This is a genomic window from Cohnella xylanilytica (assembly GCF_014212175.1).
GTDB classification, from domain to species: Bacteria; Bacillota; Bacilli; order Paenibacillales; family Paenibacillaceae; genus Cohnella; species Cohnella xylanilytica.
Map to the genome: position 1 here is coordinate 22725 of NZ_JACJVR010000032.1, position 26853 is coordinate 49577.

Genomic DNA, 26853 nt, shown 5'->3' on the forward strand with positions numbered 1-26853 from the left:
GCCTGTCGTCGATAGCGAAATAGCCTTGCCGGATGCATGACCCGGCAAGGCTATTCTCATGGGCTGAAGGGGCGGGATTAAGGCTGAATGGACTGCATCAGGGACGCCAGCAGCTTGGCGGCTTCCTCGCGGGTCGCTTCGTCCTTCGGGGCGAAGTAGACGCCCGGCTTGTTCGGATACGCCTTGCCGGACAGGATGCCCGCCGCCTGCATCGTCTTGGCCGCGTCCGCCGCGTAGGCCGGAATCGACGCCTCGTCGGCGAAGCCCGCCGCCGGCGCGGCTTGAGCCGGGAGCTCCGCGTTCAGGTGCTCGATCAGCCGCGCCAGCATGGCCGCGATCTGCTCGCGGGTGACGCGGGCGGACGGATCGAACCGTCCGTCCCCGATGCCGCCGACGATCCCGCGGTCCGCGGCCCACTGAACCGCCGGCGCGTAGTAGGCGTCCGCGTTCACGTCCGAGAACGCCGCCTTGCCCGGGGCGCCGAGGTCCGCCCCCGCGACGCGGGCGAGCAGCAGCGCGAAGTCCGCGCGCGTCAGCTTCGCCTTCGGCTCGAACGAGCCGCTGCCGTTGCCGTCGATGATGCCGCGCGCCGCCAGGTAAGAGATCTCGTTCTTGGCGAAGCTGCCGTTCGCATCCGCGAACGAGGACGGGCGATAGCCGATCGCGTAATCGGACAAGCCGTCGGCCGCGAAGCTCAGCTCGCCCTTCGCCGCGTCGAAGCGCGCGGCCGGAATCAGGCGGGCGGCGGCTCCGTTGGACGCGAACGCGTAGAGAATCACGGCGTTCGGGTCTTCGCCCGCTCCCGCCGCGTAAGGGAGGACGATCTTGGCCGTGCCTCCGCCGAATCCCGTCACGCTTCCGCCGGCCGCATCGACGGACAGGCGGTAGACGGGGCGGCTTCCGACGGCGGACCGAACGTCGGCCGGCAAGGCCGCGGCGGCCGATGCGTCCGCCCTGTCGAGCGTGAGGCGGACGTCGCCTTCGGCTCCGGCCGCGCGGGCCGAGACGGCCGCGATCGCCTTGCGGTCGAGCGAGACCGTGCCGATCGCCGTGACGAACCGCAGCGTATCGACGGCGGAGGAAGCCGCGATCGCCGCGAGCGACTTCGCGGGCAGCGCGACCGTCGTCCGCGACGCGGAGCCTTCGATCGCGGCCTTGATCTCGAACGCCGAAGGCTTGCCGCCGGCGTCCGACCGCTCAAGCGCCTTGAGCGCCTCGTCCGCTTGCTCCGCCGTCAACGAGACCGTCGCGGCACCGCTCGAATCGGCTTGGCCCGCGAGCTCGGTCGTCACCTTCGGCGCGTCTCCCGTGACGACCGTCGGCGGCTTCGGCTGGCCCGGCGCCGTCGGGGTCGGCTGCGTCCCGGAGCCGCCGCTTCCCGACCCGGAGCCGCTGCCGCCGCCGGAGCTTCCGGACGATGCGACCGTCACGACGCTCTCCGCCTTGGCGTAACCGTCTGCCGTCGTCGCCGCGATGACGGCCGTGCCCTTCCGAAGCGGCTTAACGTTGCCGCCGGCGTCCACCGTCGCGACCGAAGGATTCGAAGACGTCCAGACCACCGCGGTCGAACCGCCCTCGGACGGCGTCACCGTCGCCGTCAGCTTCGCCGAAGCGCCTCCAGCCTTCAGCGACAGCGTCTTTTTGTCCAACTCGATCTTGGAGACGTTGACTTGAAGAACGCTGACGGTGCCGCCGACCTCGTTCGCCACGAGCAGCAGCGGATACCCCGTCGGACTGACGCTCGCCGGAATGAATTCGAGGCCTTCCGGACCCGTGTCGGTCTCGAGCCCCTTGGAGAAGTCGCGCGGATTGACATAGTTGTCGAAGGAGACGCGATTCGGATCGGTCACGTCGTACGTCATGATGCCGCCGATCCGTTCCAGCCCGACGAAGGCGAGATAGCGGTCCCCCACTTGCCCGACCTTGACGTATTCCGGCTCGGGCCCCTTCTTCGGGCTGCGGGCATCCTTCTCCGTATCGTTGTGCCCCGCGTTGAAATATTCGGGAAGCCGCTGGGCCGTAATCTTCTCGAAGTCGTTGCCGCTGTCGTACGCCTGGCTCATGCTTCCGGCTTCCCAGATGGAGAACGAGCGTCCCCCGTACAGGTAGATGGAGTCCGTGCCGACGCCGGCCATCGCCTCGACCTTGTCGTACTCCGTCTTCCCCGCCAGGAATCGCGCGGCCGCCGAGTCCGGGTTCAGCTTCGCCTTCAGGTCCTTGACCTTGGCCGCGTTGACGCGGGTCGGCCATTCCGTGGCGTCTCCTTCGTTCGCGGAGAACAGATACGTCTTGCCGCCGACGGTATAGCTGTCGATGCCGTCCGGCATGTACATGCCGTAGAAAGGCACGTTATCGAGACGGATTTTGCCGTCCTTGATCAGATCGAGCGAGTTGCCCGGTTGGCTGAAATCCTTCAAGCCGAGCCCCTTGACGGAGACGACCTTCCCGCTGGCGATGTCGACCGAGGCGATCGCGTTATTTTCCTGAAGGCTGACGTACGCCGTCTTCTCGTCTCCGGAGAGCGCGATGAATTCGGGTTCCAAATCGAAAATAGCGTCGGCCTTCGAGCCCGGTCCCTGGATCGTCGGCGATTCCTTGGAGGAGGCGCCGCGGATGTTGCCGCGGATGTTCACGTTGTCGGCGATGACCGACGGATCGTCGAACTTCGCGCGGACGACCTTCTTGCCGACCGTGTCCACGATCGTCACGCTGCCTTCCGGATCGCCCGCTTCCGTGCGGGGCTCGGCTTCGTCCGCCGTCAGCACGTACCGCCCGTCGCTCGTGACCTTGATCATGTCCGGCTGGACGCCCGCCTCGTAAACCTCCAGCAGCTTGCCGTCGTAATCGAGGGCGAGAATCCGCCCGTTCTTCATCGGATCGGCTTCCTGTACGGCCAAGTAAACGCGCTTCGTCGCCGTATTGACGTCGACGCTCGTCAGGTCGCCGTAGACGAACCCGTTCGTCTCGGAGAGAGGCTTCACGTCCAGGCTTTTCTCCTTCGTCAACTGTCCGGAGGTGCCGAGAGCGACGATATCGAGGGAAGGAGGATTGGAAGATCCGTTGACGAGATAAAATTTGCCGTTATCCTTGTTGTACTTGACGATCTCCGCTACGCCGCCGTCTTCATCCGTCGCGCCGACCGAGTAACCGGCGATTTTGGTGACGGAGAGCTTGTCCGCTACCGGTTCTTCGCCCGGCGCGGGGGCCGCTTCGACTTGGATCGTCAGCGTCTTCGCCGCGGAAGCCGGCGTCTCCTGGCTGTCCGTTACGGAGATCTCGACGGACGCTGCGCCCTCGGAGCCTGCGGCGGGCGTACCCGAGATCGCTCCGGTCGCCGAGTCGAGGGAGAGACCGGCGGGCAGTCCCGCCGCCTTGAACGTATAGGGTGCTTTGCCGCCGGAAGCCTCGACCTTGGCGGAATAAGCGACCCCGACCTGCGCGCCGGGCAGAGCCGCCGTCGCGACCGCGAGCGGCTGAACCTCGGGATCCCCGGGATTCTCGGGGTTCTCGGGATCGGTCGTTCCGGTTCCCCAAGCGCCGTCGGAGCCGCTGCGCGGTCTCGATTCGGCGAGAAGGGCCGCGTCGGCGGAGCTGTAATCGACGAGCGCGAAGTCCGCCTTGTTGTTGTCGGTGTCGGCGAATTCGCTTCGGCGGAGCGCGATCTTCTTCGAGTTCGCCTGCCCCTTGCCCGTCGGATAAGCCGTCTCGTAGCCGTCGATCGTGTTGCCGTTGTCGTTCCCGGCCGTTCCGAGCATGTCGACGTATCCGGCCGGCTTCGTCTCGAACGGATTGACGTTGGCGTCGTCCAGCTTCGTCCGATTGCTCAGCAGGACGACCTTCAGCTGCTTGTTGTTGATATACTGCTCCGTCCAAGCCTGGTCTCCCTTCGCCGAGATGTCCAGCTTCTGCGAAGCGGCGGAGGCGCCCGTGGGAGCGCCGGTTACGAGGAACGAGGAATGAGCCTTGATGATTCCCGTCAGGTCAAGCTTGCGCCAGGCGCCCGAGGTGTTCGGGTCGGCGTATTGCAGCGACCATCCGCTCAGATCGACGTCGGCATCGGTCGGGTTGTACAGCTCGACGAAGCCGTTCGAGACGTAGGTGTCGGCAGCGGTAGAGCCGCCTCCGCCGTACACTTGGTTGATGACGACGTGGGGAATCTTCGCGTCGTAGCTCCCGTCGGCCGCGTACGGCGTTCCGGCTTGGGCGGCGGGTTGAGCGGCGGCTTGCGCCGCCAGAGCGGACGCCGCCGGAGCGGAATCGGACTCGGCCGCCGAAGCGGGTCCCGCGGCGAGCGCGGCGCCGAGCGCCATCTCCGCCGAGACGAGCAGGGCGAGTAATTTCTTGGCAGGCTTGTTCGACATATCTACACTCCCGTAAGAAAGAAATTTTCCTCCATTTTACGGCAGCCGGGTCAATGCAAATCGCCGATTGTGTTATCGGAGCGTTAATTCGACAGGGTCGTTTACAATCGCGGGACTCGGACGGAGGACAATTCGCCGGAGAAGCCCCTACAGACGCTCGGCTCCGGGGGCGTGGCCCTTGTAAGTCGATTTTCTCGCCATTCGGCACCGCGCCCTCCGTCTCCGCTCATGGAAAAGAGACGCCCCCGCGGGCGTCTCCTTATTCCTTCTATATAATCTACCTTACAAACGCGTCTTTATTTCGTGTCGATCAGCGTGAAGTCGTCGTAGTGGAACGCCGGCGCCACGATGCACGTGACGAACACCGGCTCGTCGCCCAGCGGCGTCGCCGTCTGCCAGACGGAGGCCGGCACGAGCGCCTGCGGACGCTGCCCGCTCGCGACGTCCATGCCGAGCACGATCCGCTCTCCCGCCTCGGGCTTGTCCCCGTCGCCGCCGAGCGTCAGCAGCAGCGGCCCTCCGGAATGGTACAGCCACAGCTCGTCCGACAGCACCTTGTGCCACTCCGACGTCTCCCCCGGATGCAGCAGGAAGTAGACCGAGCTCGCCGACGCGCGGGCGCCGGAATAACGCGGGCCGAGCACGTCCTTCGGAATCTCGAACGAAGACTTCCAAATCTCCTTGAACCAGCCGCCCTCCACGTGCGGCTCCAGGCCGAACGCGGCGACGAGCGGCGACAGCGTCGTTTGTTCCATCTGCTTTTCTCTCCCTCTATCTCTATTCGCACCTAGATGCGGTCTCTGCAACCCATCATAGCCGAAAATCGAGCGGCGAGAAAGCCATTATGACAATCGATCCTCCGATGGCGACGACGTTCCCCTCAACCGCGCGGACAGCGCGACAAATCCGGCGCAGCCCGCCAGAGCCAGCGCGGCCCCGAGCCCGTACATCGCCCGCGGTCCCGCCTGCTGGAACAGCCAGCCCCCGGCGGCTCCGGCGATCACGCCGGACAGGCCGCCCCAAGTGAGCGCGTACGCCGCCTGACCGGATGCCCGGTATTCGGCCGGCACTAGCCGCGAAGTCAACTGCGTGCCGATGTAGTAATAGCCGCCGAAGGTGACGCAATGCAGCGCCTGGATCAGGATGACGTGATAAGGAGCGGAGGCGAACGCCATCAGCAGCCAGCGCAAAGCGAACAACAGGCTCACGGCCGCGAGCCCGAGCGCCATCTTCCCCTTCCCTCTCGGCAAATACTTGTCCAGCAGCAGGAACGCCGGAATCTCGAAGATCGAAGAGAGAAAAGCGGACAACCCGATCAACGAGGTGCCCCCGCCGAGATCCGAGATGAAGATCGGAACGAACGTGTTGTTCATCGAATTCGGGACGGAGACGAGCACCCCCAGCACGATCAGCAGCAGGAACGGCCGGCTCGCGAACGCCTTCCGATAGCTCGGGCGGGCGCTCTCCCGCCCGCCTTCCTTGGGCTCGCCCGCGGGCAAGCCGAAGGCGAACGCGATGGCGACCGCCAGCATAACGGAGTAAACGATCCTCAAGTTGCCGATCCCGATCGCCCCGACGACCGGCCCCGCGCCGACGGCGACCAGCGCCCAGCCGAGCGACCCCCAGAGCCGGAAGGAGCCGAACTTGCGGTCCGTCCCCTCGATCGCGTTCAGAATAAGGCTGTTCACCTGGGAGAACAACGGCATCTGGAAAAAGAAAAAAGCCAGCATCGAGCCGTAAATCCAGGCGTAATCCCTCGTCGCGAACGCGAGCTGCATGACGAGCAGATTGCCGATCAGCATCCAGATCAGCATGCGCCGCACGTTGCGCGTCCGGTCGCTCCAGTACCCCCAGAGAGGATTGGCGACGATCGAGATGAACGGTCCTCCGGCCAGAAGGGCGCCGATCTCGATGGCGGACAGGCCGACGGATTGCAGATAGATCGGAAAATAAGCGCTGAAAACGGCCATAGCCCCGTATACGAAAAAGTTGAACGGCTTGATCGTCCCCATGGCCGTCGTCTACAACCGCGCCGCCGTCGACGCGGACATCGCGCGGACTTCGTCCGCCGACACTTCGCGGCCGAGCCGGTCGGACAGGTAGATGCCTTCGCTGATCAGCATCGTCCCAAGGGCGATGTCCGCGGTCGGCAGCAGTTCGACCCTTCCTTGCAGCGCCGCGATCCAGTGATGCTGCGACGAATCGTACGCGTCCTCGTTCGGATGGAGCCGGTGCCGCCGCAGGTCCATCTGGTCCAGGTCGACCGTGCTGTCCATATCGATATCGCACACCGTCGAATGGAAGCTGAACGGCGTCCCGCCGGACGGACCGCTCTCCGTCGGCAGCCGGATGCCGCCCTTCGAGCCGAGGATGCTGCTCCCCTCGAAGCCTCCGGCATGCGCCGACCAGGCTTCGATAATCTCGAAGCTGACGCCTCCCGCCAGCCGGACGAAGCCCGCGGCCAGCTCCTCGACGTCGAAGCCGCTCGATTCCCTCCGCCCGGCGTCCATGTCCATCTCCTGGTGCAGCTTCCCCGAGATGCGCTCCGCTTCCGGATTGCCTAGCAGATACAGGATCTGGGCGATATGGTAGACGCCCATGTCCAGAAGCGCGCCGCCTCCGGCCGTATTCTTCCGGACGAACGTCGGCGTCCCGTACCCGTCCACGAACGGGCGGTTGCGGCGCCGGAAGCCCGTGGACCGCGCATGGTACGGCCTGCCCAATTGGCCGCCGTCGATCAGCGTCTTCGCCGCCTTCGTCTCCTTGCGGAACAATGTCCCGAGCTGAACGTGCAGCAGCTTGCCGGCCGCCTTCGCTTCGGCGACCATGCTCGCCCCGTCGGCGTAGGAGCCCGCGATCGGCTTCTCGCAGTAGACGTGCTTGCCGGAGCGAAGCGCTTCGATCGTCGCCGGGGCGTGATAGTTGTTGTGCAGGCAGACGTCGACCGCGTCCAGGTCGTCCCTCTCCAGCAGCTTGCGAAAATCGTCGTACACGTGCGGGACATGGTAGGCTTCGCCGACCCGCCTCGCTTCGGCGTCGTTGACGTCGCAGACGGCGACGATCTCCGCGCCGGGTATGGCCTGGTAGCGGTCCAGGTGCATTTTGCCGATCTGGCCGACTCCTATGATTCCGATCCGTACCGGTGTCGTCATCGCTTCTCTCTCCTTGGTCTCGAATGGGTGCCCCGGGAGCCTATCGCGCCGCTTGGCCGACGAGCCGCCGGACGGAAGCGACCATCCATTCGACTTCTTCGTACTGCCGCTCGGGCGCGTTATGCTCGATGCCCCACACGCCCGCGTATCCGGCGTCCAGCAAAGCGCGAACGCTCCGGGCCGCCTCCGGCAGCGCGACCGTCCGGCCGTCGATATGGGTATGGAATGTCCAGGGAGCGACGATCGCGTCGCCTTCCTCCCGGTCGGCCTTCCAGCGGTTCAGGTGCAGCAGGAAGCCGAACGCCGGGCAATCGACCGCTTCGGCCAATCTCTTCATCTCCGCCGGAAGCAGCGAAGCGCCCATATGATTTTCCGGTCCGACTCGGTATCCCCCCTCCTCCGCCCGCCGCGCGTATTCCCGGTACAACGAGACCGTATGCTCGAACTGCTCCTCGCCCATCGTCTCCGATGACGCGTAGCTGCCTCCCGTGTCGATGCGGACCGTCTTCGCTCCGAGAATCTCCGCGGCTCGCAGATGCTCCAGCGCATTCTCTCGCAGCCGCCGCCTCGTCTCGGGATCGGGGTCCCACAGATGGGCTCCGTCGACCGCGAAGTTCGCGACGGTCAGTTCCCTCTCGTCCAGCGCTTCCCGGATTTTCCGAATGTAGCTCTCGTCTGCAAGCTTGAGAACGGGGCCGGCGGAACGGTCGATGAAGAAGCCGTTCCACAGATCCACCTCCCGAACCCGGTACCGGTGCGCCGCGGTCTCGAGAAAGCCGAATACGTCCATCATCCCTTGCTGGAAGGTGTGCTGGAACGAATAACTCATAATCGATAGCCTCATCCCGAATGCCCTCCTTGTCGTCGGTTAGGTGCGGACTCCCCTTTGATTATAGGAAGGGAGGAGAGGGGCCGGGAGGGGTTCATTCCTCGGATGAGGGAGAAGATTCTCGGATCGGGGAGCGAGGCGAGGCGCTTCAAAAAAACCGCCGTCCGAAGGACAGCGGTTCCGCATCGTCATATTCATACCCAGACTCCCGTTCGCCGCGAAGCCGATCACAGCTTCTACGCTCAGTTGCCCAGAGGAGCAGCCGGGCAGAGCCCGGGATTCGCCAAGCGCAGCCTCCTCGCGTATTCGGGGTCGAGCTTCGCCAGCTCGGCGAAGTAGCCTCCTAGCGCATGGTTGCCCGCGAGGCTCGAGTTCCGGAACTCGAGCGAGTACAGCGAGCGGATGTGCCGGTACTCGTACGTCTGCCCGCTTCGCGGAATCTTCAGCGTCGCAGGAGGCAGGTACGTCACCGCGTCGTACAGATTGCTGACCCGCCAGCTCCCGCTCACCCTCTCCCCGAACGCCCGCACGAAGGCGGGGTCGCCGACCCGGGGCGCCCCGTACAGGTATACCCCCGGCGTCCGGAAGCCGGTGTTGGCGGCGACGTCCATCGCGCACAGAACGGCGAGCGCCCCGCCGAGGCTGTGCCCCGTCACGTACAGCTGCTTGCCCGGATCCCTGCCCCTTAGAGCCGCGTGGATTTGGTCTCTCGCGGACTGATAGATCTGCGTGAAGCCGCGGTGGGTCTTGCCCGCGTCCTTCGCGTACGGGTAGTCCTGCTGGAACGCGAGCGCGTCGGACAGCCAGTCGGACGTCGAGCTCGTGCCCCGGAAGGCGACGACGATCTCCCCCGGGGATTCCAGGATGAAGCCGAACGGCTCCCGCACCCGATTGAGCGAGTGGGCTTCGAAGCCGGCGAGGACGCCGCAGCCTTCCGGAACGACGAACTCGCCTTCCGGATGCCCGTATTGTTTATAGGTCTGGTTGCATACGGCCGCCAGCCAGATCGCCCTGCGGACTTCGAAGCTTCTTCTTCCCACTCGCCTCGCCCCCTTTACCCTATACACTATTAGGCGGGTATGGGCGAGGTGCCTGGCCGCGTCGAGGATTATCGGGCGACGGGCATCAGGCAGACCGGCTTCGCGATCCGGGCGGGCGTTCCCTCGGCGGCCGGAATGCCGTCTTCGCCGATTCGGAAGGAGACGGCCGAATCCGAGTCTTGGTTCGCCGCCAGCACCCACTCGTCCCCGATCACGGCGAAGTTGCGCGGCGTTCTCCCGAGCGTGGAGACATGGCCGCGGGACTCCAGCAGCCCGTCTTCCCCGACGCGGTAGACCGCCAGGCTGTCATGCCCTCTATTGGAAGCGTACAAGTAGGCGCCCGAAGCCGTCAGGTGAATGTCCGCGCACGTATTCTCTTCGGCGAATCCGTCGGGAAGAGTCGTCAAGCTCTGAAGCGGCTCCAGCGAAGCGTCCGCGGCGTCGTACCGGTAGACGGAGACGGCGCTGGACAGCTCTTCGATCAGGTAGACGAGGGGCAGCTTCGGGTGAAAAGCGACGTGCCGAGGCCCCGAACCGGGCGTCGCCCGGGTCTCGGAGCGAAGCTCCAGCTTGCCCCGCGCGGCATCCAGGCGATAGACGTACAAGCCGTCGGTGCCGAGGTCGCACGCCAGCCAATCGTCCGTACCCGGAATCGGGAAGATCGAATGGGCATGCGCCTTCTCCTGCCGGTCCGGGCGCGGGCCCGCTCCCTCGTGAGCGGCCTCGTCGGCGAGCGGCCCGATCGATCCGTCTTCTCCGATCGGATAGAGGACGACGTTGCCGGTCGAATAATTGACGGCCAGCAGCCAGCGGCCGCTCCGATCGACGCTCAGATGGCAAGGCGCGTCCCCGCGGGACGGCTGCCGGTTGATCTCGGCCAGCGTCGCGGCCTCCGGATCGAACCGGTAAGAGACGACCGCTCCGTCCTCCGTCTCGCTGACCGCGTACAGGAAGCTGCGGGCCGGATGCACCGCCACGAACGAGGGATTGTCGATCCCCGCGATGCCTCCCGCCCGGCTCCATTCCCCGCTGCCCGGGTCGACTTTGTACCAATGAATGCCTTCGTTGTCCGCGCTGTCGTATGTACCTACGATAATATCCATCCATTCGCCGCCTTGCGAGCTCATCGCGCATAACCCCTTTGCCGTTGGGATGTCACAATCGCCTCATTCTACCATTGCGTCCGGCCGCGGTTCAATCGGGAGAACCGGCCAGTAGCGAAATTTATCCCTCCTTAGCGGAAACGCCATTTCCCCGGAAATGACGAAGAGGGAAAAGGAGTCTCCTCCCCTTCCCTCTAACCCAACATCGTCGGGTTACGCTGCCAATCAGCGCGCCTCTCTAAACTCGCCGCAGCGCCGCCGATCAGTCGTACCGCACCGTCACCGGCTGGCGAGTGCGCGCGGATTCCATGATGGCGAGTATGACCATCGTCGTGTTGTACGCGTCCTCGACCGTGACGAGGAACGGCTCGCCCGTGATGAGCTGGTCCACGAAGTGGCGGATGCTCTCGTACGCGAACCCCTTCGGCTTACCGTGGATGAAGTGGCGCACGAGCAGGTCGGGCCGGTCGGCCTTCGTCTCCGTGAACCGCTCCAGCATCTGGCTATGCGTCGGGTCGACGTTGAACATCCCCTTCGTCCCCGTGATGTTCAGCTTCATGTCGTTGACGTTCGGGTTCGAGTTCGGCGTGATCCAGCCGTTCTCCATCGTCGCGATGCCGCCCTTGCGGAACTCGAGAATCGTCTGGTACACGTCGGTCGTGTCGACGCCGAGGTCCTTCAGGACGCCCGACCGGGAGACGGAATACACCCGCTCCACCTCGTCGTCGAACAGCCACCGCAGCACGTCGACGCTGTGGTAGCCGAGGAACCACAGGATCGACGACTTGGCCGCCCAAGGCAGCAGATCGGTCGCCACCCACTTGATGTCGTTCAGGCGGTAGTACGCGCTGTACGGCTCGCCGATCTCCCCGCCCGTGATCGACTGCTTCGGCAGCGCGAACAGCGGGCTCCACCGGCTGTGCAGGTCGACCATCATCCGCACGCCGTTGCGCTCCACCGCTTCCACGATCTCCAGCGCTTCCTCCCGGCTCGTCGTCAGCGGCTTCTCGATGATGAAGTGCTTGCCCGCGTCGGCGCAATCGACGGCGACCCGGGTGTGGGCGAAGTCCGGCGTCACGATCGCCACCGCGTCGATGTCCGCCTTCTTCAGCATCTCGTTATGGTCCGTGAACACGGCGGATTCCGGCAGGCCGAACTTGGCGGCGAGCGCCTTCGCCCGCTCCCCGTTCAGGTCGCAGATGGCCGCGAATTCGGCGTTCGGATGATCGTTATAGATGAAGGCGTGCGTCTCTCCCCAAGTGCCGGCGCCTACGATCCCCATTTTGATTTTCGACATGTTGTCCATCGCCTTTCGTCCCGGAAATAGATTGAATTATTTGACTCCTCCGAAGGTAAGCCCCCGGATCATATACTTCTGAACGATCATCGCGAAGATCAGCATCGGCATAATCGTCACGACTCCGACCGCGGACATCTCTCCCCAGGCGACGCCCGATACGGACAGGAACAGCGTGACCGTCGTCGGCAGCGTGCTGGCTTGCGAACTCGTCAGGAACAGCGCGAAGACGAATTCGTTCCACGAGTTGATGATGCAGAAGATGGCGGTCGCGATGAGCCCCGGCACGGCGAGCGGCAGGATGATCCGCACGAATACCCGGAACCTCGACGCCCCGTCGACGAAGGCCGCTTCCTCCAGCGCCACCGGGATCTCCTCGAAGAAGCTGCGCATCATCCAGATCGTGAACGGGATGTTGAACAGCATGTACGCGACGATCAGCACGATGTGGGTGTCGAGCACGCCGATCAGGCTCGCCATGACGAACAGCGGGATGACGGAAGCCATCGGCGGCAGCATCCGCAGGCTGAGTACCCAGAACGCGCGGTTCTCCTTCTTCTTGAATTCGAAGCGGGCGAAGCCGTAGGCGGCCATCCCTCCGATGAAGATGGAGACGACGGTCGTCGCGACGACGACGATGGCGCTGTTGCGCAGATAGGCGACGGCATTCCGATTCTCGAACACCGCCTTGAAGTTCTCCAGCGTCGGCGAGAAGAACCAGACGCTCGGGTCGTACGTGAGAGCCTTCGACTTGAGGCTGACGAGGATCATCCAGAACATCGGGAAGACGCACAAGAGGCAGACGATCAGAAGCAGAAGTCCCGTGCCGAATCCCATTCGTTTGGCGCCGTATGCGTTCATCCCCGGTTCTCCACCCCTTTCCGGTAGGCTCGGATAAGCACCCAGCTGATCGCCGTGATCAGAATCAGCAGAATGACGGACACCGCGGCCGACCTTCCGACCCAGCCGGTCTGCGCGAAGCCGAGCCGGTAGACGTGCAGGCTGAGGAACTCGGTGGAGCTGCCCGGCCCGCCTTGCGTGAGCGAATACGGAATGTCGAACGTCTTGAGCGAATCGATCGCCCGGAAGACGACGGCGAGCAGAATCATCGGCGTCAGCAGAGGCAGCGTAATGTAGCGGAAAATCTGCACCCGGTTCGCGCCGTCGATGGCCGCCGCTTCGTAAGGCTCCGACGGCAGCGAGCGCATGCCGGCGTAGATGATGAGGGCGACGAACGGAGTGTTCTGCCAGACGTCGACGAGGACGGTGGACAGGAAGGCGTTCTCCGCCGACAGCCAGATCACCTTGCCCCCGACGAAATGCAGCAGGTAGTTGACGACCCCGTTCTCCGCGTTCAGCATCAGCTTCCAGATCTGGCCCGTGATGCTCGGCGTCATCGCGATCGGGACGATCAGGCAGGCGAACGCCAAGGGCTTCAGCTTGAATTCGCGGTCGAGCAGGACGGCGAGCCAGAAGCCGAGCAGCAGCTCGACGACCGTGACGATCAGCATGAACCCGACGCTGATCCGCACCGAATACCAGAACTCCGCGTCCTGTCCCGAGAACAGGCGGACGAAGTTGTCGAGGCCGACGAACTTGAAGTCGGGATACCCGAGCTCGTAGTTCGTCAGGCTAAGTCCGTATAGGAAGACCGTCGGCACGAAGGTCAGAATGCCGAGGATCAGGATGGCCGGCATAATGTAGACCAGATGAGGACGCTTGTGGAAGTATTGTCGCAGCATAATCGTTCATCTCCTCTCCGGAGCGGCCGCCGGACCGCGGCTCTCCGCGGTCCGGACGGCCTGGCAAACTTGCGGTTGCGGTCTGTCCGGTAATGTCTTCGACTTCCTTCGCGTCTTATCCGGTAATGTCTTCGACTTCCTTCTGCGCCTTCTCCGCCGCTTCCTGAACGGTCATCTGATCGAACATGGCGGCGCTGACGTAATAGCCGACGCGGTCGAGAATCTGGCCCAGCTTCGGGCTCGGCGGAATCCAGGAGATGCCTTGCTCGACGAGCACGTTGGCGTCGTTAAGCGCCTCCAGCTGCACCGGGTACGAGATATTCGCCGCGGCGAGCTCCGCGTCTTGGTAGACGGAAGTGCGCACCGGCACGCCGCCTCCTTGCACGTACTCCTTCGCTTTCTCCTTGCTGTTCATGTAGACGATGAAGGCCCAGGCCGCTTCCTGCTTCTTGGACAGCGACGAGATCGACATGTTCCAGCCGGCCAGCGCGCTCGCGCGTCCCGCCGGACCTTCCGGCGTCGGCACGTAGCCGACCTTGTCCGCGACCTGCGAGCTCGCCGGATCGAGAATCCGGTTCGCCAGCGCCGTCGCGTCGAGCCACATGGCCGCCTTGCCGGTGGTGAACGCCGACAGAGCTTCCTCGTGCGTATAGGAGGAGACGTCCTTCGGCGCATTCTTCAGCAGGTCGACGTAGAACTGCATCGCTTGCACCGTCTTCGGATCGGTCATCGTCGCCTTGCCGGTCTTCTGGTCGATGAAGCCGCCTCCGAAGTTGTAGACGAGGCTGAGCAGGCCGGAAGCGGCGTGCGTGCCCCGCTGGGCGCGCATCGAGACGCCGTACAGGTCCTTCTCCTTGCCGTTGAAGAACTTCGCGAGCTCGAGGAACTCGTCCATCGTCTTCGGCGGCTGCTTGCCGTACTTCTCGAACAGGTCCTTGCGGTAAGCGATGAAGCGCGTCTCGCCGGCCGTCGGAATGCCGTACGTCTTGCCCTCGTACTTGCTGATGCCGTTCCGGTACGCGGGAACGATATCCTCGTAGTCGAACCAATCCGGCGTCATCGTCTTGTCTTCGAGGAATTTGTCGAGCGGCTCGATCACCTTCTTGGCGCCGTATTCGCTCATCCAGAAGCCGTCGACCATGAGCACGTCGTACGTGCCGGTCCGTCCCGTGAAGTCGAGCAGCTGCTTGTTCTTGAGGTAGCCTTCCTCCATGACCTCCCACTTGACGCGGATGCCGGTCAAGTCCTCGAACTCCTTCGTCATCTTCTGGAAGGAATCCGTCGACGGATGGCTCGCGAACGCGAGGTTGATCTCCGTTCCGTCGTATTTGCTCTTGATCGTCTGGCCCCAATCCGCCAGCGTCGCGACCGAACCGGACGCCGCGCCGGATGCGGATGCCGGCGCCGTGCCGGACGGGCTCGCGGCGGAGCTCGCGGACGGCTCCGAATTGCCGCCGCCGGAAGAGCACGCCGCCAAGGAAGCGGCCAAGGACGCGGTCAATACGGAAGCCGCGGCGACCCGAATCATTTTGTTAGCCATTGCATACACTCCTTCTCTGGATGTTCGACCCTGCAGGCGACTCTCGATAAACCCCTCTTAAACCTGACATGTCATTTGAGGTACAAGGCACATTTTACGTTCTGAAAAGGCTTTCATCAATGTATCCTGACACCGACTCTTGTCTTCTGAAAACTAATCGCCGCAAAAAGAGCAAAAAAACAAACCTTCGCGTAAAGGTTTGTTACATAGTCTGACATGAGTCGTTCAATTTTTCTCTTTATATTCCAGCGGCGAGACGCCGTAATGCTTCTTGAACACCTTGGAAAAATAAGGGTAATCGTTGAACCCGCACTCCTCCGCCAGCGCCGCGATCTTCGCGTCCGCCCGCGACGCCAGCGCTTCCTTCGCCTTCTCGAGCCGGAACTCGATCAGGTACTGCGTGATCGGCCGCGCCATCACTTCCCGGAACATCTTGCTCATGTAGGCCGGGCTCACGCCCGCGTGATCGGCGATCGCCTGCAGGTTCAGCTCCTTGTCCCCGAAGTTCGCGCCGATGTACCGGATCGCCTCCTCGACGACCCGCTTGTTGCGCGGCGACCTTCGCTCGGAGACGTGCGCGATCAGATCTCCCGCATAGCGTTCCCAGCCGTCCAGCCATTCCTCATAGGAGGCCGCCGAATGCCGCGCTTCCGCCGCCGAAGAGGATTCCGTCGGGTATTCCTTGAGGAGCAGGTACAGCTCGGAGCGGAACGTCAATTCGAAGTGCCCCATCGCCTTCTTCAGCTCGGTCCAGGAGAAGCCCTTCTCCCGGCAGTGCCGGAACCACTTCTCGAGCTGCGCCCGGGCCTCGGCCCGATTCTCGGCCATGACGCTCTTGGCCAGCCCGCCCGCCGCCTCGGACATCGTCCGGACGCTGGCGTCGTCCATGATCGCGATCCACTTGGAAGGGTCCTTGAGCAGCGTCTTGGACAGCGCTTCGTTCAAGCTCTCCTGGGTGATCGGCTTCAGCAGATAGTCGGCCGCCTGATGGCGCAGTGCCCGCTGGACGTAGTGGAAGTCCGCGTAGCCCGTCAGCACGATGAGTTCGATGTCCGCGTGCGAGCGCCGGATATTTTCGATCAGGTCGAGCCCGTCCATCACGTTCATCTGGATGTCCGTGATCACGAGATCCGGCTTGGAGCGTGCGATCGCCTGCAGCGCTTCTTCCCCGTTCCTCGCCTCGTCGATCTCCGAGATCGCAGCGTGGCTGTTCTCCAGCAGCTTGACGACTCCCTTGCGAATGACCGTCTCGTCGTCAACGATCAAGATTCTCATCTCGCGTCCCCCTCTTCGGCAGAAGAATGCGCACGAGCAGGCCGCCCGACATCGATTCGGACGCCTCGAGCCCGTACGGCTCCCCGTAGCGCAGGCGAATCCGCCGATGCACGTTCAGAAGGCCGATCCCTTCCCGCGTTCGATCTCCCTCCGCATCCTTCCGCTCTTCGTCCGCCCCGCCGTCCGGCGGTTCGAGCAGACGGCGGTTCAGCCGATCCAGCGCCTCCTCGGACATGCCTTCCCCGTTGTCCTCCACGAAGATCGCGTAGGCGGAGTCCCCTTCGTCCTCGGCGTAGATGCGCAGGTAATAGTCCCTCTCTCCCGTGAAGGCGTACTTGAACGCGTTCTCCACGACGGGCTGCAGCGTCAGCTTGACGATCGGATATCGCTCGAAGCCGGCGACCCCGTCCATGTCGATCTCGATATCCGGATACCGCTCTCCCTGGATGTCGAGATACGTGCCGACGTGCGCCGCCTCGACCGACAGCTCCACTTCGGCCCTCGGGTTGTCGATGGAATAGCGGAAGAAGTCGGCGAGCGCCTTGCTCATCCGGCTGACGCTCGGCACCTCGTGCAGGATGGCCTGGCAGTTGATGACCTCGAGCGTATTGTACAGAAAATGCGGATTGATCTGGCTCTGCATCGCGAGCAGCGTCGCGTCCTTCTGCTTCATCTCGGCGCCCAGCTTCTTCACCTCGGCGTCGTGGGCGCGCTCGATGGAAGCCGTCATGTTCTCCAGCATCCGGTTGAAGCCGTTGCCCAGAATGCCGACCTCGTCCGCGAACCGGCCGTTGAACCGGACTTCCAGGTCGCCGAGCTCCGCCCGCTTCATGAGCCTGAGCAGCTTCTTGACCGGCCTCGAAAGAGACAGCGACAGGATGAGGGAGATGAACAGCGTCATCAGGACGATCAGGAACACGATGTACGGCTGCACGCTCCGAATCTTGCGAACCGCCTCGTCGATGAACGTCCGCTTGATGTGGGCCCGCACCTGGAACGCGCTCTTGCTCATCGTCGACTCCATGACGAGATCGTCGTCCGACGGGGTGAAGGAGCCGGCGGACGCATAGACGAGATGGCCGGAGGCGTCCAGCATCTCGATGTTCAGATCCTCCGTCGCGAGCAGCCGGAAGGCGTCGCTGAACATCTTCCCGTTGAGCCGGACGACGAGAATGCCGTCCCGTCCTTGAACGCCGTAGCGGCTCATGGACAAATAAATCGTTTTCAAGGAACGGTCCTGGAAAAACAGCAGCTCCTCCGTCGGCTCCGACCAGAAGCGGCTCCGTCCCGAGACGAAGTCCCGGTACCAGCTCTGGCTGCGGTAGTTCATCTCCGGCACCGGATCGAGCTCCGAATCGTAGTACAGCGTCTCGGCGCCGCCGCTGCCGCCGTCCCGAAGCAGGAAGAACGCAGATTCCAACTCGCTCGAATACTGCAGCCGGAACGCCCCGAGCGCGTTCTCCGCCCACTCGCGGTCCTCCGCGCCTTGCGCCGTATCGTCTTCGGCCAGCTTCATGAGCCGGTTCCCGTTGCCCGAGTACTCGAAGAAGTAATGGACGTTGTTGACGATCCGGTACAGCTGGTTGTCCAGGTTGAGCGCCGTCTGGTCGATGGAGCGCTGCACCCGGTAGATCTCGTTGTTCGTCAGCACTTCCTTGAAGTAGCTCTGATAAACGTACGCCACGCTGAACACCCCGATGAACGAGACGAGCGAGACGGACACGAAGATCTTCGTGAAGAATTTCCGGTCCATGACGAGCTTGAGCAGCCGGTCTCCGATGTCGTTCCCCTCCCGTTCCGGGCTCCGCCGTTGTTGATAGACATTATAAACACAATGACGCCGTTTGGAAAAGGAAAAAGACTGCCAGTCTCGCCAGGCTTCGGATCGGCAGCGTTGGAAGATATACCCTCCTTCTATATCTTTCGATAGTCGGACCGCGGCGGGATCTCGGATAGAATGAACCCATCTCACCGATAGGAGGAATCGATTATTCATGGCTAGACACACATGGACGGGAGAATCCCTCACAACCGACTGGGACGATCCGAAAAACTGGGACTCCCAGAAGACGCCGGAGGACATGGACGAGATCGTCATCCCGGGTTATCCCGCCTCGAAAACCGCAGGGCCCCGCGTGCCCAAGGAATTCCGGGCGAAAACCCTGCAGCTGAACGGAAGCGGCTTCCTGTCCGGCGCGAAAATCGTCGTGGCGGAGACGTTCACGTTCGCTGGCGGCTCGCTGAATTGCATGGTCGACATCGAATCCGGGGCGAAGCTGATCCTCGAAGGCGGATTAGACAAAGAGATCCGGGGCATCACCGTCACGAATCATGGCACGATCTCGGCGAACGGCGGCAGAATTCGCATGTCGGAAGGAGCCGTCGTCCACAATTTGAGCCGCGCGGAATGCACTTCCTCCGTCGAATGGCAATGGGTCTCCGGAGCTTTCGTCTCCTTCCAGAACGACGGAATCCTGACCGTGCGCTGCCCGCTGCCGCTCTCGAACGTCGCCGCCTTCCGCGGCGTCAGCTTATGGAACAAGGGGACCATCAGCGCAGAATCGGGCGTCCTTCACTTGGTTGGCAACGAAGGCCGGCACCGGTTCCTGCCCGGATCGCGGCTTACGGGCCTCCCCGGCAGCGGACGAATCCGGATCTCGGATTACGGATGGGCCGTCGTCGAAGGGCCGGTCGCGGTTGACGGAGCCGGCGTTCTGGAGATCGGGACAGGCGGGTCGCTTACGAATTTATCGAATCCGCCGGAAGGAATCGTGCCGCAGCTGGCGGTTGGCGGCACGCTGCTGTGGACGGGGGGAACGCTCTCCGCGACGACGAGGCTGGATACCGTCGGCAAGCTTCACATCTCGGGGGCGAGCGACAAGCTGCTATCCACGGGACTTATCGAAAATTACGGAGCGATCGAGCTGCTGGAAGAAGGAACGATCCAATTCGGCGGCGGCAGCCGGATCGTGAATCACGCGGATTTGATTTTCCGGCACAATGCCCTGCTCAAGTATTCCTACGGCTCGGGAGGGACGATCGAGAACCGGGGCAATCTCCTGTTATCGTCGGACCGCGCCTCCTCGCAGGATTTCCCGAAGGTAAGGGTGTCCGACATCGCCATCGTGTCCCAGAACCTCATCCATCTGGAATCCGGCCAGCTGCGCTTCGAGCAGGGGCTGTTCGCGATGAAGGACGGAGCCGAATTCGCCGGCAGCGGCCGGACGGTGCTGGCCGGAGGCACGATGACTCTCGAGGGAGACGCGAAGGTGAACGACGAGAGCACGTTCGAATTGACGGAGAAGGGTACTTTGAAGTCGATCGGAACCGTGAATCCGATGAAGCGGCTGATCGTCTGGGGCTCGTTCGTCTGGACCGGAGGAACGCTGTCGGGGACGGTCGCGGTCGAAGTAACCGCGGGAATGAAGATTCAGGGCGACAAGGAGAAGTACTTGTCCGGAGGCCTGATCTCCAACGAAGGGACGATTGAATGGAGCGGCCCGGGCACCGTCTCGGCGGGCGGCGGAGGCTCGATCCTGAACAAGGAGCACGGGGAGATCCGCTCCTCGGAGAACGTCCGGCTGTATTGGAGCTACGGAGCGAGCCCGACCTTCAAGAACGAAGGCATGATCCGGGTGACCGGCGGAGTCGCGACGATGGATTACGTGAAGCTCGTCAACCATAAAAACGTAGCGATCGGCCCCGGCACGCTTTATTTCAAGAGCGCCGAATACCGGCAGTTGGGCGGGGAGACGCGCCTGCTCGGAGGAACGCTGGGTACGAACGGCTATCAAGCGATCTTCGAGCAGGGAGTGTTGTCCGGCTCCGGAACGCTCGACTGCAGCGTACAGAACAAGGGCGCGACGGTGAGTCCCGGTTATCAGCAAGAGACGGGGCGATTGCAAGTGACTTTGGATTACCGGCAGGAAGCGGCTGCCAAGCTGGACATTCGGATCAACGACTACAACGAAGACGGCGGGTACTCCAAGCTGATCGTGGGGACGAAGGCAACCTTGGGCGGGGAATTGAACATCCGTCTCTCGGAATCGTTCCTTCCCGTCGACGAGCTGCTGTTCAACGTGCTCTCCTATATGTCCAGAACCGGAGAATTCGTCAAGGTGACCCGGCCTTATTACCGGACGCCATTGCAGGACGAATTCGCGCATACCCTGCTCGAGCGGTACGATCCGTCCGCCGTCGTGCTGGAATCCGTCTCGTCCGTCCTGCTGGCCGAGCGGCTCGCCGTTCATCCGTCGATCGCTTGGGCGACGGTCCATTCCTCGGGAATTCCCGACAATGCGACGGCCCGGAATAACATCGACGACGCGGCTCTCGGCAAGCCTTCCGCGCGCAGCAGCTACGGGACCGCTCCCGGAGGCTCGGTTATGCTCAGCATACGTTTGCTGACGGGGTTGACCGTGCTCGCCCGTCATTACACGTTCAGCGTATCCGAGCTTGCGGGCGGGACCCACACCGCCGGCTCGGACCATTATCAAGGAGTCGCCTTCGACGTGAACGTGATCAACGGGCGGCAAGTCGGAGCGACGCATCCGGCTGTAGCCGCGTTCCGGCAGGAATGCCGGAATCTCGGGACTCGGCAGGACCTCGGCCCCGGGGATTCCAACCATGAGACGCACGTCCACGCCGCTTGGGAACGGTTGGATCCGTAGACTTCCCCGACACCGATCTCACCGCAGGAAACCCGGCCATGCCATCGGCAGGCCGGGTTTCATCCGTGAATCGCGAAGGTGGCGCGCTCCCTATTCGACTTAGCTTTTTACCTTCGCCAGGCTGTACCGGTTCGCCGGAATCGGAAGGCCGAGATTGCCGCGCAGCGTGTCGGACTCGTATTCCTTCCGGTAAATTCCCCGCTCCTGCAGGATCGGCACGACCAGGTCCACGAAGTCGCTAAGCCCGCTCGGAAGGTTCGAGTGGATGATGAAGCCGTCCGCGGCTCCTTCCTCGTACCAGCGCTGGATCCGGTCCGCGATCTGCTCCGGCGTGCCGATAAACTCTCCTCGCGGCGTCGCCGCCTGCAGGGCGACCTGCCGCAGCGTCAGCCCCTGCTCCTTCGCGTTCCGCTTGATCTTGTCGGTGCCGCTGCGGAAGCTGTTGCTGCCGAGGTCGCCGATGTCCGGGAACGGCTCGTCGAGCGGGAACCGCGAGAAGTCGAAGTGCTCGAAGAAGCGGCCCAGGTAGTTCAGCGCGTTCTCGATCGACACGAGGCTCGCGATCTCCTGGTATTTGCGCTCGGCCTCCTCCTCCGTGCGGCCGACGATCGGATTGATGCCCGGAAGGATGACGATGTCGTCCTCGGACCGGCCGAACTGGACGGCCCGCCGTTTGACGTCCCGATAGAACGCCTTCGTCTCCTCGAGCGACTCCCCGCCGGTGAACACCGCGTCGGCCTCCTTGGCCGCGAGCGTCTTGCCGCTCTCCGACGAGCCCGCCTGGAAGATGACCGGCTGGCCCTGCTTCGAGCGCGCGATATTGAGCGGCCCCTGGACCGAGAAGTAGCGGCCCTTGTGATTCAGCCGGTGCATCTTGGCCGGGTCGAAGAAGACGCCCGACTCCTTGTCGCGGACGAAGGCGTCGTCCTCCCACGAATCCCACAGCCCTTTGGCGACTTCGAGATATTCCTCCGCGATCCGGTACCGCTCGTCGTGGGACGGATGCTCCGTCTTCCCGTAATTAAGCGCCGAGCCTTCCAGCGGGGAAGTGACGACGTTCCAGCCGGCTCGCCCTCCGCTGATATGGTCGAGGGAAGCGAACTGCCTCGACACGGTGAACGGCTCGCTGTACGAGGTCGAGAGCGTGCCGACCAGGCCGATCTTCGACGTGACGGCCGCCAGGGCGGACAGAATCGTGATCGGCTCGAACCGGTTCAGGAAGTGAGGGATCGACTTCTCGTTAATGTACAGCCCGTCCGCGATGAACACCAGGTCGAACTTGCCCTCCTCGGCCTTCAGAGCCTGCTTGCGGTAGAAGGGGAAGCTTACGCTGGCGTCGACCGGAACCTCCGGATGCCGCCAGGCGGAGACGTTGCCGCCGACGCCGTGGATGAGGGCGCCGAATTTGAGCGATTTTCTGGCCATGTTCCGTCCTCCCGTTCGTTCGTTATTAGACTAGCGCCGACTCCGCGAGCCGGAGCCTGTAGCTCTTCACCAATGTCTCGCCATTGTAAAATTCCTTGTCGTAAGCCCGCTCGAAGCCGAGCCTCTCATACAGCCGGACGGCCGACGCCATCAGGTCCGACGTGTGCAGGTGCAGCGTATCGGCGCCCCAGGACAGAGCCCGCCGGGCGCTCTCGCGGATGATCTCCGTCGCGATGCCGCGGCCCCGATGCGAGGGCGACACGGCCAGCAGCCTCAGAATCGGAGTGCGAATGTCCAGCTCCGGACGCCCGTACGCGCTCTCCGAACCGAGGAACAGCTGGGCGCTGCCGACGATCCGCCCGTCCAGCTCCGCCACGAGGCGCGCCTTCGGCCCTTCCGCGTCGACGGACGCCTCGATCGATTCCTTGTAGGCCTCCCACCGGTCCGGCATTCGCGCCGAATACTCCTCGTAGGCCCGCACCAGCAGGCTTCGGACCTCCTCGCGGTCCGCTTCCGCCATGTCCCTGACGAGCACGGCAGACTCTCCCATTCCAATCCCCCCGCTCTCCTCTTCGGAATTGTCCGTTATCAGCTGCCATGGCCGCGCCGAACCTGCCGCGCTCTCAGACCGCGCAGCTCGAATTCAACGAAGTCGGGTCGTTGCGCTTGATTCGGTCGATCTGTCCCAGATGGACGTGCACGTGTTCGATAAAAGAACGAATGACGTCGTTCAGCGTCACCTTGTCGCCCTTCTGGTTGACGGCCGTCTTCTCCCCGTATTCCTCCGGAAGCCGGGCGAACAGTTGCGCGTTATAGCGGATCAGGGCGCTGTACAGCTCCAGAATGTCGGTCGCCGCCCCCGCGTTCGCGAAGGAATGCTCGACCCACGGATCCTGCTTGAAGCCCGGCAGCTGGACGGTCGAGCCGGAGACGATCTCGCGGATGCGGAACGAGACGATGAGGTTGTGGTCGGCCAAATGCGACAACACCTCGGTGACGCTCCATTTGTCCGGCGCCTGCTTCCACTTCAGCTGCTCCTCCGTCAAGCCTTCGATCGCCTTCTCCAGCAGTTCGGGCGTCTCCAGATATCGTCGAATCTCGTTCTCGTTCAAACTCATCGTGAGTCCTCCTTGTTAGGTGCCTTGTCTACTTGTCAAATCGAATAGCTGGCTTCGGGAGTGATCCGCTTCAGGAACTGGCGGGTGCGCTCCTCCTTCGGCCTCGCGAAGATCTCCTTCGGGTCGCCCTCCTCGACGATGCGGCCTTCGTCCATGAAGATCACGTGGTTCGCGACCTCCCTTGCGAAGCCCATCTCGTGCGTGACGACGATCATCGTGATGCCCTCCTTGGCGATGCGGCGAATGACCTCCAGCACTTCGCCGACCAGCTCAGGGTCGAGCGCGGACGTCGGCTCGTCGAAGAGGATGACCTCCGGCTCGAGCGCGAGCGCCCGGGCGATCCCGACCCGCTGCTGCTGGCCGCCGGACAGCTGGCTCGGATAAGCGTCCAGCTTCGCGCCGAGGCCGACCTTCTCGAGCACCTTCGCGCTGCGCTCGCGGGCTTCGTCCTTCGGCAGCTTGCGCACGACGACGAGCCCTTCCATCACGTTCTCGAGCGCGGTCTTGTGCTTGAATAGATTGTAATGCTGGAACACCATCGCCGACTTCCGGCGCAGCGTCTGGATCTCCTTCTTGGACGGATGCTTGCAGTCGACCTTGAAGCCGCCGATCTCCACTTCCCCGTCGCTGGGCCGCTCCAGGTAATTGATGCAGCGGAGCAGCGTCGTTTTGCCCGAGCCGCTCGGTCCCAGAATGGCGACGACCTCGCCCTGCCGGGCCGTCAGGTCGATCCCCCGCAGCACCTGCTGCCGTCCGAAATGCTTCGTAATCCGACTCAGCTTGATCATGCCACTCCACCTCGGTTATAGACGTTGATTCGCTTCTCCAGCGCTCCCGCCAGCCTCTCGATCAGCACCGTGAGTCCCCAGAAGATGACCGCCGCCGCGAGGTACGCCTCGAAAAACTTCCAGTTAGTCGAAGCGACGATCTGCGCCTTCGCGTTGATCTCGACGACGGAGACGGTGAAGGCGAGGGTCGAGCCGTGCAGCATGCCGATGAAGCTGTTCGACAGGTTGGGCAGCGCGGCCGCGAACGCTTGGGGGAACACGATCCGCCGCAGCGCCTGCGGCGTCGTCATGCCGATCGAGTGCGCCGCCTCGAGCTGCCCGCGGTTCACCGCGAGCAGGCCGGAGCGGACGACCTCCGACATGTAGGCGCTGGCCGTGATCGTGAAGGCGACGAGCGCGAAGGCGATGTACGGAATCGATACCGACCGGAACGACCAGCCGAGCGAGGCCGAGAGTCCGTCGACGACGGCCGGCAATCCGAAGTAGACGAGGAACAGATGGGTGATCATCGGAGTGCCCCGGATGAAGGCGACGTAGCCGGTCGAGATCGGCCCCAGCACGGGAACCCGATAGATTCGGCAAAGAGCGATCGCCGTACCGAGAATCAACCCGCCCAGCACCGAGACGAAGGTGATGAACAGCGTCGTGGGGACGGCCGACAGCAGCTTGACGAATGCCGTCCAGATGAACGAAGGGTCCAGCTTCATAATCCCGATCCCCCTTTCGGAAGACTTGCGCTCTCCGCCAGCAGTCCGCGAAGCGACGGACTGCCGCGCCGCCCGAACCGCTTCCTGTCGGCGTTCTCGGTCTTCTCGTGCCGCAGCAGGCGGCGCTCCAGCAGCCGGAACAGCCGTTCCAGCGCGAAGCTGATGACGAAGTAGATGATCGCGAGAACCAGGTAAGCCTCGACGAAGTGCTGGCCGACCGTGATCAGCGTCTGCGCCTTGCCGGTCATCTCCATGACGCCGAGGGAGAAGGCCAGAGACGTGTCCTTCAGCGTCGCGATGACGAGGTTCGCGAACACCGGAAGCGAGATCGCCAGCGCCTGCGGCAACACGATGCGAACGAACGCCTGCGGCCCGGTCATGCCGACGGAATAGGCGGCTTCGACCTGTCCGCGGTCCACCGCGGCGACTCCCGCGCGGATCATCTCGGACATGAACGCCCCGGCGTGAAGCGAATAAGTCAAGACGACGAAGACGAGCACGGGGGTTCTCGTGACGTCCACGTTCGCCAGCTTGAGAATCTCCGGCAAGCCGTAGTAGATCAAGAACAGCTGGATCAAGATCGGCGTCCCTCGGAAAAAGGAGACGTAGACCTCCGATACCCGCTTCAGCACGGGCACCTTGTAGAGCCGGGGGAGGGCGACGAGGAAGCCGACGCCCAGCCCCAGCACGATGGACAGGCCGACGATCGTAAGCGTGACGTTCAACGTGGACAGCAGCTTCGGGAAGTAATCGAAGACGTACGCAAGGTCGAACTTGGCTCCGGGCATATTTCCCCACCCTTCCTGAGGCTACTTGACGTCTTGCGTGAAGTCCTGCCCGAGCCATTCCGTGCTCAGCTTGCCGAGCGTGCCGTCCGCCTTCAGCTCCTTGATCGCGCCGTCGACCGCGTCGGCCAGCGTCTGGGAGTCGGGATCGTTCTTGCGGAACACGAACAGGATATCGGCGGCCCCCAGCGAATCGCCCACGGTCTTCAGCTTGCCTTCCGGATCGATAAGGGGGAGCGCGAAGTCAGCTGCCAGCGTCGCGTAGACGCGGCCCGTCGCGATCTGGTTCACGGTATCGGCAGAGTTGCCGTTGGAATAGACGATTTTGATGGCGTTCTCTCCGTGCTCCTTGTTGTAGTTCTCGACGAGCTGGGCTTCCGCGCTCGTCGCTCCGACCAGCACCTTCTTGCCCTTCAGGTCGTCGAGCGTCTTGATCGGGTCGTTGTTGTCCTTGGCGACGACGATCTTGTTCACCCAGTGCGCATAGGGCTCCTTGTTGAACAGGTACTTCTCGGTGCGCTCCGGATTCTTCTCCATCTCGTGGGCGATGAAGTCGATCTTCTTCGTCTCCAGGCTGAGCAGCAGGTTGCCGAAGTCGTACGTCTGCAGCTCGAATTCGTAGCCCGGCAGCCGGTTGTCGATCTCCCGGACGAGCTCGACGTCGAAGCCGGTCAGCTTGCCCTTGTCGTCGAGGAACGCGACCTTAGGGAACTGGGTGCCCGTGCCGACGATGATTTTCTTGACCTCCGCGGGCTTCTCGCTTGCCGACGCGCTCCCGCTTGCGCTTGCGCTAGGCGATTCCGACGCCGGGGACGACGAGGGCGACGCCGAGGACGACGACGTTGCGGCGACTGACGGACTTCCCGACGGCGATGCGGCTCCGTTCTCCTCCTTGCTGCCGCATCCGGCCAGAGTCAGCGCGAGCGCCGCGATTACTACCGATACCGATAGCCAGGTTCTCTTCATGTTTTTGTTCCTCCACCCCGAATGTGTGATAACTTATAATTCCGACCTGTTAAGT

General features: G+C 63.3%; 21 protein-coding genes. 1 reads left to right on the forward strand and 20 read right to left on the reverse strand.

The features are described 5' to 3' along the window. Positions 1 to 77 precede the first annotated feature (77 nt). The 13 genes from H7B90_RS09355 to H7B90_RS09415 form a co-directional block, all read right to left on the reverse strand. On the reverse strand, positions 78 to 4361 hold the full coding sequence (locus tag H7B90_RS09355) for a choice-of-anchor I family protein (RefSeq protein ID WP_185135604.1): 4284 nt from the start codon (positions 4359 to 4361) through the stop codon (positions 78 to 80). A 296-nt stretch (positions 4362 to 4657) separates the two neighbouring features. After that, positions 4658 to 5116: a cupin domain-containing protein gene (locus H7B90_RS09360; RefSeq protein ID WP_185135605.1), complete on the reverse strand. Its 459-nt coding sequence runs from the start codon at positions 5114 to 5116 to the stop codon at positions 4658 to 4660. An 87-nt stretch (positions 5117 to 5203) separates the two neighbouring features. After that, complete coding sequence (locus H7B90_RS09365; protein ID WP_185135606.1) at positions 5204 to 6373, reverse strand: MFS transporter; 1170 nt, start codon at positions 6371 to 6373, stop codon at positions 5204 to 5206. A 9-nt stretch (positions 6374 to 6382) separates the two neighbouring features. Beyond that, complete coding sequence (locus H7B90_RS09370; RefSeq protein ID WP_185135607.1) at positions 6383 to 7513, reverse strand: Gfo/Idh/MocA family protein; 1131 nt, start codon at positions 7511 to 7513, stop codon at positions 6383 to 6385. A 40-nt stretch (positions 7514 to 7553) separates the two neighbouring features. Further along, positions 7554 to 8357: a sugar phosphate isomerase/epimerase family protein gene (locus tag H7B90_RS09375; protein ID WP_185135608.1), complete on the reverse strand. Its 804-nt coding sequence runs from the start codon at positions 8355 to 8357 to the stop codon at positions 7554 to 7556. A gap of 227 nt (positions 8358 to 8584) precedes the next feature. Further along, a complete protein-coding gene (locus H7B90_RS09380) occupies positions 8585 to 9382 on the reverse strand; it encodes a lipase family protein (RefSeq protein ID WP_185135609.1) in 798 nt (265 codons plus the stop codon). A 68-nt stretch (positions 9383 to 9450) separates the two neighbouring features. Then, a complete protein-coding gene (locus H7B90_RS09385; protein ID WP_185135610.1) occupies positions 9451 to 10509 on the reverse strand; it encodes a lactonase family protein in 1059 nt (352 codons plus the stop codon). Positions 10510 to 10747: 238 nt separating this feature from the next. Beyond that, positions 10748 to 11782, reverse strand: coding sequence for a Gfo/Idh/MocA family protein (locus H7B90_RS09390; protein WP_185135611.1), 1035 nt, complete (start codon positions 11780 to 11782; stop codon positions 10748 to 10750). A 36-nt stretch (positions 11783 to 11818) separates the two neighbouring features. Beyond that, positions 11819 to 12643: a carbohydrate ABC transporter permease gene (locus H7B90_RS09395; RefSeq protein WP_212961300.1), complete on the reverse strand. Its 825-nt coding sequence runs from the start codon at positions 12641 to 12643 to the stop codon at positions 11819 to 11821. Continuing rightward, on the reverse strand, positions 12640 to 13524 hold the full coding sequence (locus H7B90_RS09400; RefSeq protein WP_185135612.1) for a carbohydrate ABC transporter permease: 885 nt from the start codon (positions 13522 to 13524) through the stop codon (positions 12640 to 12642). Before H7B90_RS09400 ends, H7B90_RS09395 begins: the two co-directional genes overlap by 4 nt. Before the next feature lie 115 nt (positions 13525 to 13639). Continuing rightward, positions 13640 to 15064 (reverse strand): ABC transporter substrate-binding protein, encoded by a 1425-nt coding sequence (locus H7B90_RS09405; protein ID WP_221481976.1) that lies wholly within the window; start codon positions 15062 to 15064, stop codon positions 13640 to 13642. Positions 15065 to 15289: 225 nt separating this feature from the next. Continuing rightward, on the reverse strand, positions 15290 to 16339 hold the full coding sequence (locus H7B90_RS09410; RefSeq protein ID WP_185135613.1) for a response regulator transcription factor: 1050 nt from the start codon (positions 16337 to 16339) through the stop codon (positions 15290 to 15292). Next, the gene (locus H7B90_RS09415) at positions 16320 to 18092 is read right to left on the reverse strand and encodes a sensor histidine kinase (protein ID WP_185135614.1); all 1773 of its coding nucleotides are present in this window, start codon (positions 18090 to 18092) and stop codon (positions 16320 to 16322) included. Before H7B90_RS09415 ends, H7B90_RS09410 begins: the two co-directional genes overlap by 20 nt. 241 nt (positions 18093 to 18333) lie before the next feature. On the opposite strand from H7B90_RS09415, the gene H7B90_RS09420 reads away from it, so the two are divergent. Then, the gene (locus H7B90_RS09420) at positions 18334 to 21009 is read left to right on the forward strand and encodes a hypothetical protein (RefSeq protein WP_185135615.1); all 2676 of its coding nucleotides are present in this window, start codon (positions 18334 to 18336) and stop codon (positions 21007 to 21009) included. A gap of 99 nt (positions 21010 to 21108) precedes the next feature. Here H7B90_RS09420 and H7B90_RS09425 read toward each other — a convergent pair whose 3' ends face one another. The 7 genes from H7B90_RS09425 to H7B90_RS09455 all read right to left on the reverse strand — a co-directional run bounded on the left by H7B90_RS09425 (position 21109) and on the right by H7B90_RS09455 (position 26798). Continuing rightward, the gene (locus H7B90_RS09425) at positions 21109 to 22434 is read right to left on the reverse strand and encodes an LLM class flavin-dependent oxidoreductase (protein WP_185135616.1); all 1326 of its coding nucleotides are present in this window, start codon (positions 22432 to 22434) and stop codon (positions 21109 to 21111) included. 25 nt (positions 22435 to 22459) lie between these two features. Further along, positions 22460 to 22984, reverse strand: a complete 525-nt coding sequence (locus H7B90_RS09430; RefSeq protein WP_185135617.1) for a GNAT family N-acetyltransferase — start codon at positions 22982 to 22984, stop codon at positions 22460 to 22462. Between the two features lie 73 nt (positions 22985 to 23057). Then, positions 23058 to 23552, reverse strand: a complete 495-nt coding sequence (locus H7B90_RS09435) for a DinB family protein (RefSeq protein WP_185135618.1) — start codon at positions 23550 to 23552, stop codon at positions 23058 to 23060. 35 nt (positions 23553 to 23587) lie between these two features. Next, entirely contained in the window at positions 23588 to 24340 is a 753-nt protein-coding gene (locus H7B90_RS09440) for an amino acid ABC transporter ATP-binding protein (protein ID WP_185135619.1), read from the reverse strand. Continuing rightward, positions 24337 to 25047: an amino acid ABC transporter permease gene (locus tag H7B90_RS09445; protein WP_185135620.1), complete on the reverse strand. Its 711-nt coding sequence runs from the start codon at positions 25045 to 25047 to the stop codon at positions 24337 to 24339. Before H7B90_RS09445 ends, H7B90_RS09440 begins: the two co-directional genes overlap by 4 nt. After that, positions 25044 to 25835 carry an amino acid ABC transporter permease gene (locus H7B90_RS09450; protein ID WP_185135621.1) on the reverse strand — a complete coding sequence of 264 codons (792 nt, stop codon included), beginning with the start codon at positions 25833 to 25835 and terminating at the stop codon, positions 25044 to 25046. The genes H7B90_RS09445 and H7B90_RS09450 overlap by 4 nt, the downstream gene beginning before the upstream one ends. A gap of 21 nt (positions 25836 to 25856) precedes the next feature. Next, complete coding sequence (locus tag H7B90_RS09455) at positions 25857 to 26798, reverse strand: transporter substrate-binding domain-containing protein (protein ID WP_185135622.1); 942 nt, start codon at positions 26796 to 26798, stop codon at positions 25857 to 25859. Positions 26799 to 26853: the final 55 nt, after the last annotated feature.

What these genes read in the sequence shown, in the direction of transcription:
- H7B90_RS09355 (WP_185135604.1), bottom strand. Translation starts at nt 4,361, where the DNA reads ATGTCGAACAAGCCTGCCAAGAAATTACTCGCCCTGCTCGTCTCGGCG.
- H7B90_RS09360 (WP_185135605.1), bottom strand. Translation starts at nt 5,116, where the DNA reads ATGGAACAAACGACGCTGTCGCCGCTCGTCGCCGCGTTCGGCCTGGAG.
- H7B90_RS09365 (WP_185135606.1), bottom strand. Translation starts at nt 6,373, where the DNA reads ATGGGGACGATCAAGCCGTTCAACTTTTTCGTATACGGGGCTATGGCC.
- H7B90_RS09370 (WP_185135607.1), bottom strand. Translation starts at nt 7,513, where the DNA reads ATGACGACACCGGTACGGATCGGAATCATAGGAGTCGGCCAGATCGGC.
- H7B90_RS09375 (WP_185135608.1), bottom strand. Translation starts at nt 8,357, where the DNA reads ATGAGGCTATCGATTATGAGTTATTCGTTCCAGCACACCTTCCAGCAA.
- H7B90_RS09385 (WP_185135610.1), bottom strand. Translation starts at nt 10,509, where the DNA reads ATGAGCTCGCAAGGCGGCGAATGGATGGATATTATCGTAGGTACATAC.
- H7B90_RS09390 (WP_185135611.1), bottom strand. Translation starts at nt 11,782, where the DNA reads ATGTCGAAAATCAAAATGGGGATCGTAGGCGCCGGCACTTGGGGAGAG.
- H7B90_RS09395 (WP_212961300.1), bottom strand. Translation starts at nt 12,643, where the DNA reads ATGAACGCATACGGCGCCAAACGAATGGGATTCGGCACGGGACTTCTG.
- H7B90_RS09400 (WP_185135612.1), bottom strand. Translation starts at nt 13,524, where the DNA reads ATGCTGCGACAATACTTCCACAAGCGTCCTCATCTGGTCTACATTATG.
- H7B90_RS09405 (WP_221481976.1), bottom strand. Translation starts at nt 15,064, where the DNA reads ATGGCTAACAAAATGATTCGGGTCGCCGCGGCTTCCGTATTGACCGCG.
- H7B90_RS09410 (WP_185135613.1), bottom strand. Translation starts at nt 16,339, where the DNA reads ATGAGAATCTTGATCGTTGACGACGAGACGGTCATTCGCAAGGGAGTC.
- H7B90_RS09415 (WP_185135614.1), bottom strand. Translation starts at nt 18,092, where the DNA reads ATGGACCGGAAATTCTTCACGAAGATCTTCGTGTCCGTCTCGCTCGTC.
- H7B90_RS09420 (WP_185135615.1), top strand. Translation starts at nt 18,334, where the DNA reads ATGGCTAGACACACATGGACGGGAGAATCCCTCACAACCGACTGGGAC.
- H7B90_RS09425 (WP_185135616.1), bottom strand. Translation starts at nt 22,434, where the DNA reads ATGGCCAGAAAATCGCTCAAATTCGGCGCCCTCATCCACGGCGTCGGC.
- H7B90_RS09430 (WP_185135617.1), bottom strand. Translation starts at nt 22,984, where the DNA reads ATGGGAGAGTCTGCCGTGCTCGTCAGGGACATGGCGGAAGCGGACCGC.
- H7B90_RS09435 (WP_185135618.1), bottom strand. Translation starts at nt 23,552, where the DNA reads ATGAGTTTGAACGAGAACGAGATTCGACGATATCTGGAGACGCCCGAA.
- H7B90_RS09440 (WP_185135619.1), bottom strand. Translation starts at nt 24,340, where the DNA reads ATGATCAAGCTGAGTCGGATTACGAAGCATTTCGGACGGCAGCAGGTG.
- H7B90_RS09445 (WP_185135620.1), bottom strand. Translation starts at nt 25,047, where the DNA reads ATGAAGCTGGACCCTTCGTTCATCTGGACGGCATTCGTCAAGCTGCTG.
- H7B90_RS09450 (WP_185135621.1), bottom strand. Translation starts at nt 25,835, where the DNA reads ATGCCCGGAGCCAAGTTCGACCTTGCGTACGTCTTCGATTACTTCCCG.
- H7B90_RS09455 (WP_185135622.1), bottom strand. Translation starts at nt 26,798, where the DNA reads ATGAAGAGAACCTGGCTATCGGTATCGGTAGTAATCGCGGCGCTCGCG.